At 35.7% G+C, this 21,079-nt stretch carries 20 protein-coding genes and 1 other RNA gene; 4 read left to right on the forward strand and 17 right to left on the reverse strand.

All coding sequences use genetic code 11. The features are described from left to right. Positions 1 to 144: 144 nt before the first annotated feature. Positions 145 to 2,595 carry a transglycosylase domain-containing protein gene (locus ASE74_RS20895; RefSeq protein WP_055913511.1) on the reverse strand — a complete coding sequence of 817 codons (2,451 nt, stop codon included), beginning with the start codon at positions 2,593 to 2,595 and terminating at the stop codon, positions 145 to 147. A 143-nt stretch (positions 2,596 to 2,738) separates the two neighbouring features. On the opposite strand from ASE74_RS20895, the gene ASE74_RS20900 reads away from it, so the two are divergent. Then, positions 2,739 to 3,617, forward strand: a complete 879-nt coding sequence (locus ASE74_RS20900; protein ID WP_055913513.1) for a polyphosphate kinase 2 family protein — start codon at positions 2,739 to 2,741, stop codon at positions 3,615 to 3,617. Here the strand turns inward: ASE74_RS20900 and rnpB are convergent. The 11 genes from rnpB to ASE74_RS20955 all read right to left on the reverse strand — a co-directional run bounded on the left by rnpB (position 3,617) and on the right by ASE74_RS20955 (position 10,262). Then, positions 3,617 to 4,014: RNase P RNA component class A (rnpB, locus tag ASE74_RS21775), an RNA gene on the reverse strand. The two genes, ASE74_RS20900 and rnpB, sit on opposite strands and share 1 nt — an antisense overlap. 48 nt (positions 4,015 to 4,062) lie before the next feature. Beyond that, entirely contained in the window at positions 4,063 to 4,521 is a 459-nt protein-coding gene (locus tag ASE74_RS20910; protein WP_055913519.1) for a DUF3368 domain-containing protein, read from the reverse strand. Beyond that, on the reverse strand, positions 4,505 to 4,732 hold the full coding sequence (locus tag ASE74_RS20915; RefSeq protein ID WP_055913522.1) for a UPF0175 family protein: 228 nt from the start codon (positions 4,730 to 4,732) through the stop codon (positions 4,505 to 4,507). The genes ASE74_RS20910 and ASE74_RS20915 overlap by 17 nt, the downstream gene beginning before the upstream one ends. A gap of 23 nt (positions 4,733 to 4,755) precedes the next feature. Then, entirely contained in the window at positions 4,756 to 5,178 is a 423-nt protein-coding gene (locus tag ASE74_RS20920; RefSeq protein ID WP_055913525.1) for a cytochrome c, read from the reverse strand. Between the two features lie 180 nt (positions 5,179 to 5,358). Further along, a complete protein-coding gene (locus ASE74_RS20925) occupies positions 5,359 to 6,009 on the reverse strand; it encodes an SCO family protein (protein WP_055913528.1) in 651 nt (216 codons plus the stop codon). Between the two features lie 146 nt (positions 6,010 to 6,155). After that, positions 6,156 to 6,416 (reverse strand): YHS domain-containing protein, encoded by a 261-nt coding sequence (locus tag ASE74_RS20930; RefSeq protein ID WP_162235830.1) that lies wholly within the window; start codon positions 6,414 to 6,416, stop codon positions 6,156 to 6,158. A 115-nt stretch (positions 6,417 to 6,531) separates the two neighbouring features. Next, a complete protein-coding gene (locus tag ASE74_RS20935; RefSeq protein WP_055913534.1) occupies positions 6,532 to 6,963 on the reverse strand; it encodes a hypothetical protein in 432 nt (143 codons plus the stop codon). Positions 6,964 to 6,973: 10 nt separating this feature from the next. Next, positions 6,974 to 7,951 (reverse strand): transporter, encoded by a 978-nt coding sequence (locus tag ASE74_RS20940; protein ID WP_157255495.1) that lies wholly within the window; start codon positions 7,949 to 7,951, stop codon positions 6,974 to 6,976. Further along, entirely contained in the window at positions 7,914 to 8,924 is a 1,011-nt protein-coding gene (locus ASE74_RS20945) for a cytochrome-c peroxidase (RefSeq protein WP_235526186.1), read from the reverse strand. Before ASE74_RS20945 ends, ASE74_RS20940 begins: the two co-directional genes overlap by 38 nt. 26 nt (positions 8,925 to 8,950) lie before the next feature. Beyond that, positions 8,951 to 9,721: an MbnP family protein gene (locus tag ASE74_RS20950; protein WP_055913542.1), complete on the reverse strand. Its 771-nt coding sequence runs from the start codon at positions 9,719 to 9,721 to the stop codon at positions 8,951 to 8,953. A 211-nt stretch (positions 9,722 to 9,932) separates the two neighbouring features. Continuing rightward, complete coding sequence (locus ASE74_RS20955; protein WP_235526187.1) at positions 9,933 to 10,262, reverse strand: hypothetical protein; 330 nt, start codon at positions 10,260 to 10,262, stop codon at positions 9,933 to 9,935. Positions 10,263 to 10,424: 162 nt separating this feature from the next. On the opposite strand from ASE74_RS20955, the gene ASE74_RS20960 reads away from it, so the two are divergent. Next, entirely contained in the window at positions 10,425 to 11,753 is a 1,329-nt protein-coding gene (locus ASE74_RS20960; RefSeq protein WP_055913547.1) for a hypothetical protein, read from the forward strand. 4 nt (positions 11,754 to 11,757) lie between these two features. On the opposite strand, the gene ASE74_RS20965 is transcribed toward ASE74_RS20960, so the two are convergent. Continuing rightward, a complete protein-coding gene (locus ASE74_RS20965) occupies positions 11,758 to 13,494 on the reverse strand; it encodes a phospho-sugar mutase (protein ID WP_055913550.1) in 1,737 nt (578 codons plus the stop codon). 265 nt (positions 13,495 to 13,759) lie between these two features. Between ASE74_RS20965 and ASE74_RS20975 the strand changes: the two genes are divergently transcribed. Together ASE74_RS20975 and lysA are read left to right on the forward strand one after the other, a co-directional pair. Beyond that, complete coding sequence (locus ASE74_RS20975) at positions 13,760 to 15,073, forward strand: aspartate kinase (protein ID WP_055913560.1); 1,314 nt, start codon at positions 13,760 to 13,762, stop codon at positions 15,071 to 15,073. A 318-nt stretch (positions 15,074 to 15,391) separates the two neighbouring features. Next, positions 15,392 to 16,561 (forward strand): diaminopimelate decarboxylase, encoded by a 1,170-nt coding sequence (gene lysA / locus ASE74_RS20980; protein ID WP_055913563.1) that lies wholly within the window; start codon positions 15,392 to 15,394, stop codon positions 16,559 to 16,561. Between the two features lie 412 nt (positions 16,562 to 16,973). On the opposite strand, the gene ASE74_RS20985 is transcribed toward lysA, so the two are convergent. Genes ASE74_RS20985 through ASE74_RS21000 form a run of 4 tightly spaced genes read right to left on the reverse strand, consistent with a single transcriptional unit; the run spans position 16,974 to position 21,079 of the window. Then, positions 16,974 to 17,186 (reverse strand): hypothetical protein, encoded by a 213-nt coding sequence (locus ASE74_RS20985; protein ID WP_055913566.1) that lies wholly within the window; start codon positions 17,184 to 17,186, stop codon positions 16,974 to 16,976. A 42-nt stretch (positions 17,187 to 17,228) separates the two neighbouring features. Beyond that, the gene (locus ASE74_RS20990; RefSeq protein WP_055913569.1) at positions 17,229 to 18,044 is read right to left on the reverse strand and encodes a hypothetical protein; all 816 of its coding nucleotides are present in this window, start codon (positions 18,042 to 18,044) and stop codon (positions 17,229 to 17,231) included. Between the two features lie 13 nt (positions 18,045 to 18,057). Further along, positions 18,058 to 18,438, reverse strand: a complete 381-nt coding sequence (locus ASE74_RS20995) for an SRPBCC domain-containing protein (RefSeq protein WP_055913572.1) — start codon at positions 18,436 to 18,438, stop codon at positions 18,058 to 18,060. After that, a complete protein-coding gene (locus ASE74_RS21000; protein WP_055913575.1) occupies positions 18,425 to 21,079 on the reverse strand; it encodes a DUF3857 domain-containing protein in 2,655 nt (884 codons plus the stop codon). The genes ASE74_RS20995 and ASE74_RS21000 overlap by 14 nt, the downstream gene beginning before the upstream one ends.

Here is a 21,079-nt window from a genome sequence, read left to right on the forward strand (position 1 = left end):
TACGAAAATTAAATAGTGAAAGATTTAGAAACTAAAAATAGCAATAGTTTAAAATACTATTGAAATTTTAACACTTTTACAAAGTTTTCTATCCTTAAACTCAGATATGCAATGGATCTGAGCCATTTATTCAGAAATGACGTCTTATTGTTGATTATTTTCGTTCTTTTTCTTTTCCTTTTCTTCCTGGCGCTGTTTTCTTCTCAATTCTCTTTCTTCTTTTCTGGTTAGCGGTACTGTAGTTGCGGGCGTGGTTTGTGCAGGATCCGTTTTCTTTTCATCCTTTTTAACTTCCGGCTCAACTGTTACAGGAACTTCTGTTGCAGGCACTTCCGGTACTGTGAATTCTGTAGAATCTACAACAGCACTATCTGTTGATGTAGTATCCCTTATAATTTGAGGACTAGGGCAATTGTAAGTTCTGGTGATATCAACAGTCGCTTTTGGAAAAGCACCATAAGTATAACCTGATTTGGGATCAAGATAAACCTTCTCCATAAATTTAGCAAAAATGGGCAATGCCGTTCTTGAACCTTCACCTTGTTCGCCATTTTTAAAGTGCGCTGTCCGCTCATCACAGCCCACCCAAACACCTGTAACAAGGTCTTTAGTTAATCCCATGTACCATGCATCAACATAATCAGAAGATGTACCTGTTTTACCGCCAATCTGGTTGTTCTTCTTAAATAGGTTTGGCCATTCCCACAAGGCTTGCGATGTTCCTCCGGGTTCTTCCATACCACCACGGAACATATATGTCATTAACCAGGCAATCTCTTCCGTTAAAACCCTTTTCGTTTTCGGCTTAAACTCATCAATTATTTTATTGTCTTGATCGGTAATTTTTTCCACCAAAATTGGATCAGTTTTAATGCCCTTATTCATGAAGGTGGCATATGCTTTTACCATTTCGTATACGGTAACATCATTAGAACCCAAACTCACTGACGGAACAGACTCTAAATGACTGTCAATACCACATTCGTGTGCAGATTTTACCACATTATCCCAGCCTACTTTTTCGGTAACCTGAGCAGTAATGGTATTCACCGATTTTGCCATGGCCCAACGCAGGCTCATTTCGCGGTATGAAACACTGTAATCAGCATTTTTAGGCTCCCAATATTTGGTTTCGCCTTTATCCTGATAGGCTATTTTAACAGGTTTATCTGTGAATTTATCACATGGGCTCATGCCTTGCTCTAGTGCTGTTAAATAAGCAAAAGGTTTAAATGTAGATCCGGCTTGACGCTTAGATTGATTAACGTGATCATATTTAAAAAATTTATGGTCGATGCCACCCACCCAAACCTTAATTTTTCCACTCGCTGGTTCCATAGTCATCATCCCTGTATTCATGATTTTTCCGTAATAACGGATAGAATCTAAAGTTGAAAATGAGGTATCACGGTCACCTTTGTAAGTGAAAATCTGCATCCTTTTCTTTTTATTGAAATAGGCTTTAACAGAATCCGGATTATTTGGGAATTTCTTCTGTAAAAGGGCATAAATAGGCAGGTTTTTCATTGCTCTATCCGGATAATCAACTTTCTGCTTTTCTGAATCGTACCATGGATCTTCATTACCCCAAACACTATAAAACCTGCGTTGCAGAATTCTCATTTGATCTGCAACAGCTTCCTCGGCATACCCCTGAAGTCTGGAATCAATAGTGGTATAAATTTTAAGTCCATCTTCGTAAAGGTCATAACCATTATCCGTGCACCATTTTTCAAGATATTTGGCTACAGCAGCACGTAAATAGGAATCGCCATCACTACCATCCTGTACTTTACCTTCTTTTAATTTAATCGGTTCTTTTGATAATTCAGTTAAACTATCTTTACTCAGGTACTTATATTTATTCATTTGCGCAAGCACCACATTTCTTCTTTCTAATGCTTTAGCAGGATTTTTAGTCGGGTTATATAAGGTTGTGCCTTTAAGCATTCCTACAAGCATTGCAGCATCAGTAGTGGATAAATCTTTTGCTTCTTTATCAAAATAAATGCGGCTTGCGGTTTTAATTCCGTAGGTATTGTTACCAAAAGAAACGGTATTGAGGTACATCGTAATGATCTCATTTTTAGGATAGTTAGACTCCAACTTTACTGCCGTTTGCCATTCTTTTAATTTTACGATCAATGTTCTTACCAGAGGGATTTTAATTAATAAGCCCTGAGATTTATTATACCTTGTGCGGTAAAGGTTTTTTGCCAATTGTTGTGTAATGGTACTGGCCCCGCCATCTTTTCCAAAACCTACAACTGCACGGCCTACAGCTTGTAAATCAATACCCCAATGTTTATAAAAACGAACATCTTCTGTTGCTACCAAAGCCTGTATTACACTAGGCGCAATTTCTTCATAATTGATAGGTGTTCTGTTCTCTTTAAAGTACCTGCCGATCAGTTTTCCATCTGCAGTATAGAGCTCAGAGCCAACGCGAAGGGTAGGGGCTTTAATATCATGAACACTTGGTGAGTAACCAAATAACCATAAAAAGTTTAATTGTAGTGCTGAAAAGAAAATTACTATAAAAAATAAAACAATTGTAGGATAACGTAAGTACTTGTTTTTTATCTCTTTAAACATATTGAATAAGATGATCTTTAGGTAAAAGCTGTGGCGTTAAATATAAAAAACTCTATATGCAAATTAACGTATTTAATTTACTTATTTTTTAGTTCTATATTTAAATTACAGATGCATCAATTTAGCTAATATAATATACGATTATGAAAAACGAATTTAAGGGACTAATTGTACAGGGCGAGAAGAAATTTTCATTAAAAAACCATAAAACAGATTTTACCGGAGGCTACAATAAGGAAAAAGCCAAGGATGCATTGGTAAATTCGAAAATAGAGCTTAACCACTTACAGGAAAGATTATACGCATCTGGCAAACATTCAGTTCTGATAATTTTTCAGGCGATGGATGCCGCAGGGAAAGATAGTGCAATAGAACACGTTATGATTGGTTTAAATCCTCAAGGATGCCAGGTATACAGTTTTAAGGTGCCAACTTCCGAAGAATATGAACATGATTTTTTATGGAGACATTATAAGGCTTTGCCGGAGCGTGGACGGATTGGAATTCATAACCGTTCTCATTATGAAAACGTGTTGGTTTGTAAAGTACACCCTGAATATATTTTAAGTGAAAATATCCCTGGTTTTGCAGACATAAAAAAGATTAATAAAAATTTTTGGCAGCAACGTTACAAGAGCGTAAGGAACTTTGAAGAGCATTTAACAGCAAATGGAACTGTAATTCTAAAGTTTTTTCTGAATGTGGGTAAAGATGAACAAAAGCAGCGTTTTTTAGACCGGATTGATGACCCCACTAAAAACTGGAAATTTTCATCAGGCGACATTAAAGAAAGGGCGCTTTGGGATAAATACATGAACGCTTACGAAGATGCCATTAACGAAACCAGTACCGAAGATTCGCCATGGCATATTATACCTGCTGATAAAAAATGGTTTGCAAGGTTGGCAATCAGTGAAATAATTGTAGATAAATTAAAAAGTTTAGACCTTAAGTTTCCCGTATTGGGCGAAGAAGAAGTTGCAAAGCTCAACGAAACAAAAACGATCTTATTGAATGAATAAAAAAATGCAGGTCTATAAGCCGGGTTCTGTTTCCTGATTGCTCAGGATTTCTATCATTTATCCACTATAAACGTTGCCGTTTATCTCTAACGACCTACCCACTAACATCGGACGGGCAGCCCTTTATCCCGACGTAAAGTTGGGATGTTAGCCTATTTGGTCTTTCAACTCCCGGGGTTTACAAACCACTACAGTCGCCTGTAATGCTCGTGCGCTCTTACCGCACGTTTTCACCCTTACTCCGACAAAGTCGGGGCGGTATATTTTCTGTTGCACTAATCCGTAATTCAGGTTTTCATTCCTAAATCCCTTTCCGTTAGAAAGCGGGATGCCCTGCGTTGCCCGGACTTTCCTCTCTTCCGGTTTTATCCGGAACAGCGATAGAACAACCTGCATTTTGCGCAAAGATGGGTTTTTTATTCATATTATGCGAATTTGCATTGTACTATTCATTTGCCAATAAATATATTTCATCAAGCACTTTTTTAGAAAATCTAAAATTTGTTTGTTGTATTTTTTGAAAAATAGGTTTAACTGAAGTGATAAGTCCGTAATTTTTTGCTTTCAGAATGATGCCTAAGGTGCCTGTATAAACAAGATTAAACCGCTCAGCTGCTTTTCTACCTTTGTTATCATCTAAAATAAGTAGTGTGTTTTCTGATTCCATAGCTAATGCAATAGCACTTGCTTCACCAGCATCAATATCGAGAGAATTTTGAAATGAAATGTTCTTTGGCGTTCTGATCTCAATCCACTCAGGTAAGGGAGACCCAAATTCAGAAGCAATGGTTGTTGTAGTAATAATTTTTGAGAAAAGTAATTTTAAAAGGCCGAGTTCTCCAACTTTTTCCAGAAGAATGAAGCAACTGGTATCAGCAATTACTAGCTCATATTTTTTCTGCATCACTTAACATTTCTGAAACGGGATAGTTAAGTATTGAAACACCATAATTAGAAAGCAAATCAGAAAAAGTACGTTTAGATAGGCCCACCATAGATGCTGCTTGACCTAAAGATAATTTTCCAGATTCATATAACTTTGCTGCGATAAATCGCACGGTATCATGCTCATGTTCGCCTAAGCTATCTGGAACTTGTAGGGTTATCGTTGTCATAGTTTAAATATACGAAATTATATTTATTTACAATTCTGCAAATCTTGTGATACCTTTGAATAAGGGACAAAACCCTGTTTATTTCCAAATGAATTGGTTATGAATACCATAACCTGTGCCACATCAATATCGGCAAGTTCGGGGAAAGCCGGCATTTTTTCCTTGTATTCTTTACCATGAATAATCAATGATTCGTTTGCACCATTTTTAATGAAACAGGCCAATCGGGTTTTATTTGCCTTTAAAAATACCGAATCAGTGAGTGGGGGCGCAAGCTGGCCTAATCCTTCTCCATTTTCACCATGGCAGTTCTGACATTTGGCTTTATAAATATCTTTACCATTAGACATATAATTCTGAAGATCAATAGTTTCCTGGTTTTGGCAAGAAACAATAATGGCGATAAGTGAAAGTAAAAATAAAGCGTTGATGATGTACTTGCGCATAATGTTTTTTTATAATTAACCACCGATAAAGAAAGATAAACACAGATTTTGTTGCTTATCTGTGTTCATCCTATATAGCTGTGGTAAAAAGGAAATAGCTTAATTTGTCGTGAAGACACTTTTTTGCTTAAATAACAATTTTTTATTCCGTATAAATCCGTGTTTTCGTGGCTAATAATTTTACTTTTTATATTCAGCCAATAAAACAGGAATATCCTTTTTTAATTGTTCTACCTGTTCTTCTTTCGTGCCGTCGTAAGCACCACGGATACGTCTGTCTTTGTCGATCAAAACTAGATAACCCTGGTGGATGTAACCATCTTTAGCAGTACTATCTTCGCCCACAGCCACTAAATAATTTTTCTCAGCCAAAGTATATACACTGTCCTTACTTCCATAAAGAAATTGCCATTTTGGTCCATCTACACCTAGTTTTTGAGCATATTTTTTTAAAACGTGAGGTTTGTCGTATTTAAAATCTATCGTATGTGAAACAAACATTACATCTGGATTTGCTTTAAATTCATTATAAACCGTCATTAAATTGCGGTGCATAGTAGGGCAGATGGTTGTGCAGGAAGTAAAGAAAAAATCTGCAACATATACTTTACCATCGGTAGCTTTATTGGTGGTGATTATACTGTCTTGATTCAAGAACGACCAATCTGGAATGGTTTGATAAACCGTATCAACTTTTTCAACACCAGCTGCATCTTTGACCGTTTCTGCATGACGCTCACCATAAAAAGGGAGTTTTTTTTCTTGTTTACAAGCCGTAAATATGGAAATGGCTGATAGGGAGACAGCCAGGTAAGCAGTAATTTTATTCATGATTTTATTTTAAAATGTAAATATACAACGTATTTTGTTTGAGGTATCTTCGTGATGAATTTATTTCAGCATCCATCCAGCATTAAATAACCTGAAATAAATCCGATAGCTATCGGATCAGGGTGACGAAGATAAGCTCCGACTAATTATTTTTTTACATACTTTGCCGGCTCTGCCACAAACTTTTGCTTACAGCTTTCTGAACAGAAACTATAGGTAACTCGATTATAAACCGTTGTTTTTGATGCATTGGCTTTTAATTTCATTTTGCAAACCGGATCTACCACATTCTTTTTTACTGAATCGGTTAAATTTGTTTTTGAAAAATCCTTTACGGAGTTTGCATTTGATTTTACCGCTATTATTGTTAATCCAATTAGGATTATTGCTAAGATTGATTTTTTCATTTTTGAATTCATTTTAAGTTTAAAGCTGGTAGTTAGAAGACTAAAGTTTAGGCCGTTTAACCACCAATTTCCTATCATTTGACTCCAGTCTTCTAACACCCGAATTGTTGACCATTTATTTTACCTGATACATCCTTATTAACGAATCCGATTCTCTGGTGACTTTAATGTAACCATCTTCCACAGCCCTGATTTTAATCATTTCAGATTTATAATAATCAAGATCTTCCTGCGCTGTTTTCCCTTTAAAATCATCTTTAAAAAAATGCATCCAATCCATCATTTTTTCATCAGCAGCATTTAGTTTAATTATTAAGGTATTAATCTCTTGCTTACGCATGGCTGAATCCGGAGTGTTTTTAATTTTGTCAGAAACCATTAAGGCGTCCAATTTCATTTTGTTTTTGATTACTTTTTCACCATCAACCATTAACTTATCATGGATATTTAATACTTCCTGCCGTACGGCTTTTGAATCGGGTTCAGTTTTGCACGAAATCACAAAAACGGTTATCAGGCATAACATTGCAACATTTAATCTGTTCATTTTCCTAGATTTAAAAATTATAGGTAACTCCAACATAAGCTTTTCCAGCACTCATCGGGTGATCGGTTTCTGCTTCCCAAATGTTTTTTTGTACCCCAACATTTAAGGCCACATTTTTATAAAAAACATCAACACCAACGCCACCCATCAGGTTATTCATCACATGTTCTCCTGTTTTTTGGCCTTTATATTTTTCTCCGCCAGAATATTCATAAAAAAACTGTGCCGATGGCATAATTTTTACATCCTTACCAATACTTTGCGTATAAAAAATATTAAGGAAACTGGTTGTACTATTGGCAATGCCCTCATCTCTGCTATTGGTTCCATTAACTTTATAAGAGGTATTTAAACTTGCTCCAAATTTACCCAAACCAACCATGTAATTGAGATAAACAAAACCATCTGTACTTCCTGTTCCTGCCTGCATTAATGATGAATAACGGATACCTGCTGTATTTTTAAAATCATTTTTACCAGTAGGCAATTTTATTCCGGCCCCCGCAATTAGCTGTTGCTTAAAATTATCTTCCAGTTTCTGAACAAGGTGGTAGCCTGCATATAAATTGATATCACCAATAGCCGAAATTGAAGAGGTGTAGCCATTGTATCGCTCACTGTTGGAAACATAAGGTAAAATGGCATTGATTTCCAGTTTGCTATTGATGAAGTATTTTCCCCTGACCTCCAAGGATCTGTAAAGTTCATAATCGGTAGGGTTGCCGGCATGATTGGTAATTGGAGAATCCTGACTTCTGGCTGGAATAAAGAAACTTCCCCCATTTGGAAATAGTGAGTGTGATTGACCTTCGTATCCGTTAAAAGAGCGGTAACGGTACAATAAGCTGATGCTGTTGCGGTTGTAGTAGGGGGTAATACCCATAAAACAGCCACAGATATCGCAGGCAAAAACCTGACTGCTCATGAGTAGGAAAACTAATACCAAGAGTTTACGACTCGCTGTATAGTGTGTTTTTGATAAATTCATTGTCTGTTAATGTTTTTAAAAAAGCTTTAATCTGTTCTTTTTCAGTTGTATTTAAAGGGATACCATTTTTAAGTTGGGCATCGAGATTAGTTGATGCTTTTACGCCCGAATTGTAATGTTCCAGAACTTCATCCAGGCTGTAAAATCGGCCATCGTGCATATATGGGCTGGTATATTCGATGTTGCGTAACGTAGGTACGCGGAACTTTCCAAAATCTGATGCAACTCCGGTAATATGCGAACGTCCTTCGTCTGCACTTATCAAATCCAACCCGTTACTCCGGTAAGAAAAATCTGTAAAAAATGGTTCTGCGTGGCAGGAAGTACATTTTTCTTTAAACAGGTTGTAGCCTGCCAGTTCTGTAGATGTAAAAGAAATGCCGCCTTCTTTACGCATTACCTTATCATATTTAGAATTTCCTGAAACCAACACTGCTGCAAATTGTGTAATCGATTTTAAAATGAGCTGTGAGTTGATTTCCGTTGAACCAAAAGCTTGTTTAAATAAATCCGGATAAGGTGCCGTATTTTTAAGAAATGCTACAATGGTTTGTATATCTGTACCCATTTCGCAAGCGTCAGTAATGGCATTTAATGGTGAAGTTTCGATGTTTTTTACGCCACCATCCCAAAAGAACGCCTTTTGCCAGGCCAAATTAACTAGTGGGGGCGTGTTGCGCTTACCCTGGCAGTTATTTACCCCATGGCTTACCTTATGATCAAGCTGTGTAAAGCCGGCAAACTGTTGGTGGCAGCTTCCGCACGAAACACTTTTATCGGCCGATAGCCTTGCTTCATAAAACAGCTTTTTACCAAGCGCAAAACCTGCATTGGTTAACTTATTGTCTTCGAAATTATATGCAGGAGCAGGAAAGTTAGCCGGTATAGAAAAGGTGATTTTCTTTTCTTCCTGAGCAACCTCATCTTCATTCTTACTACAGGCATACATCAACGCAATGCTTAAAAAAAGCATTGCGAAGACAGTTATTTTCCTTAACATTAGTTATGGATATGATCTAAACGGAATAAACCATTTGCATAATTATTGGCTACGATAACCGAATTTGTTCCACCCATTGTAAAATTCAAAGTAGCGAAACTCACATCGGTTTTACCGGTAAATAATGCAGCTGCATTTACAATAAAGTGCATATTCGGTTTGCCATCTGCTCTAACACGAAGTGGATTTGCTGAATTAATTTCTGTAGCAAACGTTCTGATCGTATTATTTGGATCGGTTACGCCGCCGATGTGAAACGTTAGCAAATTTTTATCGGCGGTAGATTGCGGCGAAGTTCCTTCCAGTTTAACAAAGATATAGCCGCTGTTCCATGTCCAGAACATGCCGTTGATGGGATCTAAAGCACCGGTTTGTGCACCAGCAAAATTACGTGCGTAATCTACACCAATTGTATATTCTATTTTTGTGTAATCGCCTGTCGGCACATCTTTAAAGGTGATATTGGTCGATTCTGATTTTGAAGCATCAATCAAGAAATAACTTTCCGGAATAAGGTAGGTTGTTCCATCTGCTTTGCTTAATTTAATGTTGCTTACATAATATTTAAATACGTTAATCTTAAAATCTTCGCCTTTTGCATTTTTGTAAGATGTTGTGTTTAAAACCAGCGGACTTCCGTTTACCTGATTTTCAAACTCGATAGAGAAAGTGGATTTAGTATTGGCGGTTACTTCTTCTGCATCTTTTTTGCAAGAAGATAAGAGTATAACAGGGCATAACAAGGCCAAAAAGTATGTTGAAATTTTCATTTTAAGTAAATTGAATAAGTAAAAAATGGATTAGCCAGTCGCTATGATTCGTGAGGGCACAAATCAAGGCGAATGAACATTAAAATATTTAAAGAAATTCTAATACAGTCGTCATGCTGAATTTATTTCAGCATCTAATTAATAGTATACATGAATACCTCCTGATGACCAATTATTTGGACAAGGTGATAACCACAAAAGAAAGACTGCCCTAAACCGTTTTCGGTGGATGAAAAATTGAGATTGAAAGATCTTTAACAGGTTTTTCGATATAAAGATTTTCAGAAGTGATAATAAAATAAGAAAGATGGTGATTTATGGCTAAAGTTTGAAATTGAGGCTCAGCTTCTGCAACTCTTTTCAGGTTTTCTTGAGCCTGCTTATTTTTACCATCAAGATCTTTTAATTTTTTTGCTAAAAAACACTGGCCATCACAATGTAGCTCCGGATGTTCTTTATTGATACAGAATACACTTGTAATGTATTCTTTATTCATCTTATAACCAGAATAGATAACCAATTGCATGAAACCGTTGCTCACGGTACACGTAATGATTAGATATATTAAGATTTTTTTGAACATGGTATTGCGATGCAAAAGTATTAAAGAAATTGGTACTGTCAAATGCAAAAAGATAATTCTTACATTTAATATTTGTTGTTCTAATTCCTAAATTAATAATAACCCAAATAAAATTGCTCTATGCGATATTCGCTATTTGACTTTACAAAATCTTATTCTGCAGGAGCTGTAGTTGAAAAAACTTATGTTCCAGCTATTGTTTCCTTTCCATTTGGCAAAATTCAATTGTTAGTTACTTTGATTGAAAACGAAACACAAACTAATTTTCACAAAGAAGACGGAGTTTTTGGGTATATTATTACGGAAAAAGGAAAGTGGTTTTTTAGTTCTTATAATTTCTTCCAGACTGAGTTTTCTTATGGAAAACAAGTTTATTTACTTGAAGATTTTGTTGTATGTGAAAGTCAGGATGATTATCGAACATTAAAATGCGAAACCATTAAATTTGAATATGATAATCTTATCTATTTAGATAATTTTATCAAACTTGATATTGAAAAAAATAACATCAAAATCAACCAAGATTATGAAAAAATTATTTTTGATGAGGAAGGAAAAGGGAGTTTAGAACTTAAGAATGAATATAATTGGCATTTAAAAAATGATAATTATGAGTACTTTAAAATAAAAAAGCATCCGTATTTTTTAGCGAAAAAAAATGATGGTTATATTAATCTAAAAGAGGTTCAAGAACTTGATAAAAGTATCAGTTGGTTCTTGAAATTGGTTTTTAATATAAAGCAATCAGTTATTTCAATTCAAATTGATGGACTTAATTCAACTGAACAGCAAAGGGGAATTTCCACAATGCATTATTATCATAAGGAGATTATAAAGGGCTATCTAAATCAAGGGGTCGAAAGTCAAACACAGGTTGCTTTTACAATCAGAGATTTATCCGATAAGTTAACCCATAATTACAGTAAATGGCAAGATATTTTATCAAAAAAAACGACTTTATTACGGTTGTACTTTAATGAAATTAATTCTGAAAATTATATTTTGGATGATAGGTTTAAGAATCTATGTTCAATAATTCAGGGATTGGAAGTCTTTAGTTTTAAGAGACTTTCTAATAGTCGTTTTGATGGAAAGCCTTTAAGAAAAGGAATGCTAAAAATACTTCATGCATCTTTCAATAATGATTTTTTATTATTGACAAGTGATTATATTGAGAATGCAGAAGTAGAAAGAGTATTGGATATAATTAGTGATATGAGAGATTATTTTCAGCATTTAAATAAGGAAATTAAAATAGACTTATCAAATGATTCTGAAAGCATGTATTGTATAAATAGGCTTTTACAAATCAACATAAGGTTTCATCTTTTGAGATTAATTAATATAACTGAGGAAAAAATAGACCATATGATTAAAAGAGACTTAGCATTTTTACAACTAAGTCTCTTTAATTTAAAAACTAAACTCATTTTACCGAAAAACAGGTAAAAAACTATGCCTGTAAATCGGCCATAACCGCTTTAATTTTTTCTCCAAGCTGTGCATTAACTGAATCAAAATCTTTTCTATCGGCTAATGGCGCATTTACACTGCAATAGAATTTAATTTTAGGTTCTGTACCACTCGGACGGGCCGAAACAATACTTCCATCTTCAGTAATGAATTGTAATACATCCGAAGTTGGATAATCCAGTTTAGTTACTTTTCCTGTAGCTAAATCCGTTTCCTGACTCAATTCGTAATCTTTTAATACCGAAACTTTAGAGCCACCCAAGGTTGCAGGAGGGTTTTCTCTGAATTTAACCATCATGGCTTTAATTTCTTCCGCACCCGATTTACCTTTTTTTGTTAACGAAACCAAATCTTCTTTATACAAGCCATATTCTACATACATATCCAATAATGCGTTGTATAAACTTGCACCTTTATCTTTGTAATAAGCTGTCATTTCAGAAATAAAAGCAGCAGAAACAACCGCATCCTTATCACGTACTAAATCGCCGATTAAGTAACCATAACTTTCTTCGCCACCGCCAATAAAGTATTTTTTACCTTCCAGTTCAGTCATTAACTGACCAATGTATTTAAATCCGGTTAAGGTATTATAATAGGTAACATCTTTCTTTTTTGCAATTTCTTCAATCAGGTTAGAAGTTACAATGGTTTTCACAATAAATTGATTGCCATCCAGTTTTCCGCTTTCTTCCCAGGCAGATAAAAGGTAGTTAATTAACAAACTTCCCGTTTGGTTACCATTAAGCAATACCCATTCGCCATTGTTATCTTTTACTGCGATACCAACACGGTCTGCATCAGGATCGGTAGCTAAAACCAAATCAGCATCAATTTCCTTTGCTTTATTCATCGCAAGGGTTAATGCATCTTTTTCTTCAGGGTTAGGATATACCACTGTAGGGAAATTACCGTCAGGTGTACTTTGCTCTTCAACCAAAGTAACATTGGTAAAGCCAAATTGCGCCAAAGCTTTAGGTACCAAAGTAATTCCGGTTCCATGAATAGGCGAGTATACAATTTTTAAATCGTGTTGTCTTTTAATGGCTTCAGGAGAAATTGAAAGTGCTGTAATGCCATCTAAATATAATTTATCTACATCTTCGCCAATCAGTTCAACATTCGCCTCAACACGGTCGAATTTCACTTCATCAATACTTTTAATCTTGTTAACCTCATCAATTACCAATTTATCATCAGGAGAGGTAAACTGGCCACCATCGGCACCGTATGCTTTGTAACCATTGTACTCTTTTGGGTTGTGTGATGCAGTTAACATTACGCCGCTTTTGCAACCGAAATGGCGTACAGCAAAAGAAAGCTCAGGTGTTGGCCTTAACGCAGAAAAAAAGTAAACGTGTATGCCGTTTGCAGAGAAAACATCCGCAGTAATTTTGGCAAAGTAATCAGAATTGTTGCGGCTATCGTGCGCAATGGCAACTTTAATTTTCTCGTTAGGGTATTTGTTGTTCAGGTAGTTGGCTAATCCCTGTGTAGCCGTTCCAATGGTGTATTTATTAATCCGGTTAGAACCAGCACCCATAATGCCGCGTAAACCGCCTGTTCCAAATTCTAAACTTCTGTAAAATGCATCTGTTAATTCTGTAGTTGCATCTTTGTCTACAAGGGCCTGTATTTCTGCCTTGGTATTCTCATCGTAATTTCCACTTAACCACTGGTTGATTGTAGCTTGTGTTGATTGGTCAATTGCCTGCATTGAGCTGTTTTTTTAATTTAATATCTGGTGTTGAACAAATTTTAATGAATGATGTTTTGCTGAAACGTATTTATTTCAATCCATCCAAATTTTATTTTGTTGAGGGTGTTGCTTTTAAGCTGCTTTTGTTTAATTTCACGCCCCGATACAATAATAAAGAAAATCCATTATTAATATGATGTGATTGTAACTTTTTTAAAATAGTTGTAAAGCTTATACAGTTACCGTCATATAATCAATGGGTAAAAAAACAATTACTAAATAGATGAAGATATTAAAATTTGGGGGTACCTCTGTAGGTAGTCCTGAGCGCATGACGAAGTTGTTGGATATCGTTAATCCAAATGAAGAGCAGATTGTAGTGTTATCAGCAGTGTCTGGTACTACAAATAGTTTGGTAGAAATTGCAAATTATTTTTTAGCTGGAGATAAGAAGAAGGGTAGCGAGTGTGTTGAAAATCTATATCAAAAATATAAATCCTTTGTTGTTGAATTATTGCCTGTTGCCGAATTTCAAGAGCAGGGAAATGAAGTGATTGATTACCATTTTGGCTTTTTAGCTGGCCTTGCAAACGATATTTTTACTTCAATAGAAGAAAAACTGGTGTTGGCACAGGGCGAATTATTGTCTACAACCCTATATCATATTTATTTAAAGTCGATCGGTGTACCTTCTGTATTGCTGCCTGCTTTGGATTTTATGAAAACTGATGAAGATAATGAACCTGATATTCCTTTTACTACAAAACATTTAATGCCGCTTTTGGAGCAGCATAAAGACAATAAATTATTTATTACACAAGGTTATATCTGCCGCAACAGCTTTGGCGAGGTAGATAACCTGCGTCGTGGTGGAAGCGATTATACCGCATCATTACTAGGTGCAGCAATTTTGGCAGAAGAAGTTCAAATCTGGACGGATATTGACGGAATGCACAATAACGACCCCCGTGTTGTTAAAGGAACCAAACCGATTGCTCAATTATCTTTTGATGAAGCAGCAGAACTGGCTTATTTTGGCGCAAAGATTTTACACCCTCAATCTGTTTTTCCTGCACAGAAGTATAAAATTCCTGTTCGTTTACTAAACACAATGGAACCTTCTGCAGCAGGTACTTTAATTACTCACGATAGCGAAAAAGGTAAAATTAAATCCATTGCGGCCAAAGATGGTATTACTGCTATCCGCATTCAATCAAGCCGGATGCTACTTGCTTATGGCTTTTTGCGCAGGGTTTTTGAAGTTTTTGAGCGCTATAAAACGCCAATCGACATGATTACCACATCTGAAGTTGCGGTATCGTTAACCATTGATGAAACTGCGCATTTACCACAGATTATAGCAGAACTGGAAAGTTTTGGTACTGTAGAAGTAGATACCGATCACAGCATTGTATGTGTTGTTGGCGATTTCGGATCAGAGAAACATGGTTTCGCCAGCAGGGTTTTAGAAGGTTTAAAGCACATCCCAATCCGTATGATTTCTTACGGAGGTAGCAATTATAACGTATCGCTTTTAATTTTAAGTGAATATAAAACCGAAGCGTTAAGAAGTTTGCACAACAGGTTATTCGAATAAGAGGAAAAAGGCGCCTATTATTACCAGCAATCCGATGAGGAAGTGAAAAGCCAGAAAGCTTGATGGTAATAATCCGTTTTTATATTTTTTGTATGAGTTATACAGTCCCGCAGAAAGAATAAGAACGATAAATATGGCAGCTGCTATCTTCATTTTTTGATAAATAAAAGGAACAGTACGATGAAAAGTAATACGATAAAAAATCGGATTTTTCCATTGTATTGTTTCTGGGTAATTCTTCCATGCTTTAAATCCAGGTAGTTACCCAAATAAATTAGCCCAAAGAATAAAATTAAAATTATAATAAGGAATTTGAACATGTTCGCCGATAAAGATATATCAAAGTTTAACAATATTGAAACGCCTTTTTACTACTATGATACCGATTTGTTGCAAAAAACCTTGCGCACCTGTGCAGATGCAGCGGCTCCGTATCAGTTTCATATCCATTATGCCCTAAAAGCAAATTTTAACAGTGTGCTGTTAAACCAGATCAAAGCGATCGGTTTCGGTGCTGATTGTGTGAGTGCCGGCGAGGTAAGGAGAGCAGTAGAAGTTGGTTTCGACCATAAAAAAATTGTTTTTGCCGGGGTGGGTAAATCCGATAAAGAAATTAACGAGGCCTTGGATCTTGATATCTTCTGCTTCAATGTAGAATCTATCCAGGAGTTGGAGGTGTTAAATGAACTTGCGGCCAATAAAGGCAAAACAGCTCAGGTAGCCATCAGGATCAATCCGAATGTAGATGCGCATACACACCACAACATCACCACAGGTTTAGATGAAAATAAATTCGGAATCAATTCATGGGATTTGCCAGAGTGTGCCGAAACGTTAAAAGCATCGCCAAACCTTAAGTTTATTGGCATTCACTTTCATATTGGTTCGCAAATTACCAACCTCGATGTATATAAAAACCTTTGTGTGCGTGTAAACGAATTTGCGGCCTGGTTTGAAGATAAAGGATTTAACCTTCAGGTATTAAATGTTGGCGGTGGTTTGGGTATTGATTACTATAATCCAGATCATCAAATTCCGGATTTTGAAGCTTACTTTAAAATTTTTAATGAATTTTTGACAATTAAACCTGGTCAGGAAGTACATTTCGAACTGGGAAGAGCTTTAGTCGGACAATCAGCTTCATTAATTACCAGGGCACTTTACATTAAAAAAGGGAAGAAGAAAAACTTCGTGGTTTTGGATGCAGGTATGACAGAATTGATGCGCCCGGCATTGTATCAGGCTTATCATAAGATCGAAAATCTTAGTCAGTCGGAAGTTGGTAACCAGAAATCAGAAGTTATTAAATATGATATCGTAGGTCCGATCTGCGAGAGTACCGATTGCTTTGGAAAAGAAGTAGAACAGCCAGAATCTTTCAGGGGAGACATTTTTGCCATCCGTAGTGCTGGTGCATATGGAGAGGTAATGGCTTCGAAATATAACCTAAGGGATGCAATAAGATCAGTTTATAGTTACGAGCTATAGTTTACAAAGAAAATATGCATAATTGAATCTGTTATTGATGCCTGGGTTAGGTATCAATAACAGATTTTTTATTTTTAAGGCAAATCAAAGTATATATCGAGGCTTTTTTATAAATATTTAAAAGTTATGATCTTTAAAAGCCGGTTTATTTTTTAATTTGTGCTCTTGTAACATTTCTACTAACCAATTACACGCGATTTCGGTCTCCTGCAACTTTGCGGCTAACAATTACACGCGATTTTGGGCTCCTGCAGCAATGTAATGCCCAATATTACGCGATTCTGGTCTCCTGCAACTTTGCGGCTAATAATTACACGCGATTTTAGTCTCCTGCATAAATGTAATGCCCAATGTTACCCGATTTTAGTCGCTTGCAACTTTGCGACTGGCAACTCCCTACGATAAAGGAGTGTTATTTTTTCTTAGCAGCCACAAAAACAATAACCCCGGCCACCAGAATAATTCCGCCAGCGAATGGGGGCCAATTAACCGATTTTTCCTTATCAGCAGATATTTGAATTGGGCCTGCATCTACAATTTTTTCTTTTTTTGTATAGCTAAATCCCGTCCAGATGAGCATAGCGATACCCACAACGATTAATATAAGTCCTACAGTTTTGTTCATGGTATTTAATTTATAGCAGAACAGCAATAGGTGAATTATGTTTTATCTGAATGAATATCCTAAACTTAGTTTTTCTGAATAGTTTACACTGTTCGCAAGCTCAAAACTGAGTGAAAACCGCTTTACGTAAAGGAAGTAGTTAAAAGCCCAGCCCAATGAATTTTTATCACGGATATCAATAGCGGCTTCACTTCCGGATCTAAAGCTCTTTACCAAATCAGGAGTACCACCGATAAAAAACCTGAAAGCATGTTTAATCTCGTGTTCCTTTCTTGCCCTCCAAATTACCTCGGTAGATAGCCCCGTTGTCCAGATTACTTTTCTATCGGTAACACCTACGTGATCAGGAATTTTGCCGTTAAAAATTTGCTTCCTGAAAGCAGTATAACTGCCTCCTTCAAAACTTACTGCATTCTCAAAGTTGACGAATCTAAAGTCAGTATTTCCATTTGCAGAAGTGTGATGCAAACCTGTGGAAAGCCTAAACCCAATGCCGCCGATTGATTTTTTAAAGGATGGCAGGTAATTATCAGAATTGTCTACCACGGTAGCGTCGTTTCCACCTTTGGCAACGCCCGCGTAACCAAAAATTCCATATGAGATGTTTGCTTTTTCGAAAGTATGTGATCGGCTGATGTTCGCCATTCCAAATTCAAAGCCAACATTGGCATCCGGTGATATGGAAGCCGCATAACTTCCAGATAAGGTGGTTAACGTTTTAACAGAATCTGCACCCATTGCTTTGGGCATGTAGCCCATATTGTTGCCGAGGATGGCCGGGGTAAGAAATGTTGTGCAGGAGCTGATTGAGATGATAAAAAGTAAGCTGGAAAAGAGAGCGGTAATTTTAGTTTTCATATTGATGTTTTGTTTATTCGTCAAAAAAATCTACCAGTCCACCCAGAAAATATTCCTGAATGCCCGAGGTAAAATCTTCATAATCTTCATCAGGAATATTAGTTTGTTTAAACTCCAGTGAAGTGCCTTTTTTATCTTCGTGCAGTTTTATGGTTACAATAGAAGCTTCGTTATCTTCGCCAAAATACCATTGTTGAACAATCTGTTTACCGTAAGTAAATTCTATGTTTTTGCCGGTGATATCGCCATCCCAAAAAGAGAATTCAGTGCCGGGTACTTCTTCAAATTCAACATCGGCACCAGTCCACAATTTTATACTGGTTTCTTTGGTGAGTGCTAAATAAACTTCTTCGGGTGGGGCAGGGATGTAGGTGTATTTTTTAAAGTCTTTCATTTTCTTCTATATTTATTATTTCTTGCTTTTCGTTTATAACTTCTTGTTGCTGGAGATTGCTTATTCTAAAATTTTCATTTAAATCCTGAATTACTGCCTTTCTCCAGTCAGAATCGGGATAAGAAAATACAAAGGTTTGTTTAACACGTTCCGATTTAAAGAAATAGGTTATCCAAATAATAGCAAAAATACCAATTCTTAATACAGAATAAAATTCTGAAGCTCCCAAAGTCTTGTTATTTACCAGCTTATTGATATAGATACCTGCTATAGTATCTAATAAAGTAATTAAGAATGAAAAAATAAGGAAGGCAATATAATATTTCGGAAAAAAATCCCTTCGTTTATAAAAGGATACCAATATAAAGATGCTAAAAACAAACAACATCACATTAAATACAACTGTAAATATTACAGACAAATTAAGTAAAAACGAATGTGCATTTAGTTGAATGCCTTGCCATATCTTATCAGTATATATGCCTTGCTTTAATGCTGCAACCAGTATTATTAATGGATTTAGTGTAATGCCGATGCCTGGTATAACTAACCAGCCTCCTAATCTCCATGCATTTTTAATAGAGTCCAGATTATATGCAGTTTTTCTGGTATAAAGGTAAATGGTCATAAATACGTAGAGTAAAAGTGCTATAAATGCGATTCCAAGTAATTTGATATTTAGTCCGTCGTTTTCAACAGGGCCTGTTCCATTCCAATAAATACCATACGAAAGTGTATTAAGAATTTCTTTACTATCCTTTATATAATTATTTATACTGTTAGTTTGTAATACAGAAGTGAAATTTTGGTAATAATACGTTAGTGTCAAAGTATTGTATTTTGCATTTGCACTGTATAAAAACCTGTAATTCTCATTATCTATATTTAGATTTTCATTCTCGAAATTCCAAACCTCTGGCAGGATAACCCTTACTTCTTGCTCAATGGTGCAGGGAAATTTTAACGAGAGCGGAGCATTTCTAAATTTCTTGATTGAAATAATTTGGTCATTAATCAAGTCACCATAAAAGTATGCCAAACGTTTTGATTGATCAGTTTCGCTACGTGTCCATAAACTATCTATTTCATATATTTCAGTTACAGTAATTATATTTTCAGCTTCATTATCATGAATCTCAATTGGTTCTTTTATGATTAAACCAGGATAAAGATTTGAATAATATTTCACATACGATTTCTCTATATTGTCTGCTCCCTCGTTGTTTAAATTTTCTCTAAAATTATCAGCATAATTGTTCGAATATTCGCTGGTAATACGAAGTGTAGATTTGCTTGTGTTAGAGGTGTCGCCAACATTAAAAACCACTAATGATTTTAGTTTGCCAAGGTTCTGTTGAGCGGTTTCAGTCAATTCTTTATTGCCATCTTTTATCACCAAAACTTTTGCGGTGTATGGAAAGTAATTATTAAAAATTGGTCCACGTTGATTGGCAACAGTTGGATCGATATAGATCTTTCTATCCTCAAGTTCTACAACAACTGTTTCGTGATTAAATACACTTGGACTGGGTAATAAAGAAGCAGTTTCTTTTTTAAGATAAGTATTAAGAAATACTGAATAGGCATTAATGCCATTGGCTTTTAATAAATTGCATAACAAAGTAGATTTATCTTTGCAATCTCCGTATCGTTGTTTTAATATCTTTTCCGGACTATTTGGACGGTGCGAATATTCACCGATCTCAATGCCCATATATCTTATTTCATCCTGTACAAATCTGGTTGCCAGCTCAAGATATTTTTCTTTATCGCCCTTGGCTTTAAGCTTTAATTCTGATACTTTTTCATTTATAATAGGCGAATTTTTGGTATTAAACTGTTGTAAACTCAAACCCCAATCTACAATTTCTTGCCAATTGTTATATTCAGATATTTGAACCCTTGCAAACGGATCATAATCAGAAGGTTCAAAATCATTAGCAGGGTAAGTTTTTGTCATTGAATTTTGCCATTCGAAAACATTTAGGCCATTTACGACAGACTTTTTTAAGGCGGGTACACCATAAAAATTGTTAGTCCTGATATTTCTGCTTGGTTTGAAAATAACGTTATTATAAACGTTAACAATCTGACTGCTGCCTTCGAAATAAATGGTGTTCGAGTACTTAGGAAACACGGGATTACTTCCCTGGATCGTGTATGCGTATTCAATCCGATCACCCTTTCTAATGTCATCCAATATTAAGTAAGCCGTATATAAACCACTATATATAAACCGTGATAATTCTTTTTCATTTTGCAGGATTTTGAAATTCTGTAAACTGAGTTTATCTATTGGTTTATTGTCGCGCCAGATGGTCAATTTATGAAATACGAGCTTTTCGTAACTTGGATCATAAGAAACAGATATCTCAGAACCATTTTGAACACCGGTACCATTACTGATTTCTCTTATAATATGCGAATACTGTTCTTTTGTTTCTAAATTGTTCTGTTTTTCTAAAAGAAAAAGATAATATCCATCCTGAATATTTTTGTAAGCTGGTTTACTGTTTACCACCTTTACTGTTTGTAGCCAATCAGGCAATTTCGCATTTATAGCAACCTTTCCTTTTTGCGCCAAAGCCAAATTGGCCATTGCCAAAATAATACAAACTGAGAGCGTAATTTTTTTTATCAT

This window comes from Pedobacter sp. Leaf216 (assembly GCF_001421515.1).
Lineage (GTDB): Bacteria > Bacteroidota > Bacteroidia > Sphingobacteriales > Sphingobacteriaceae > Pedobacter.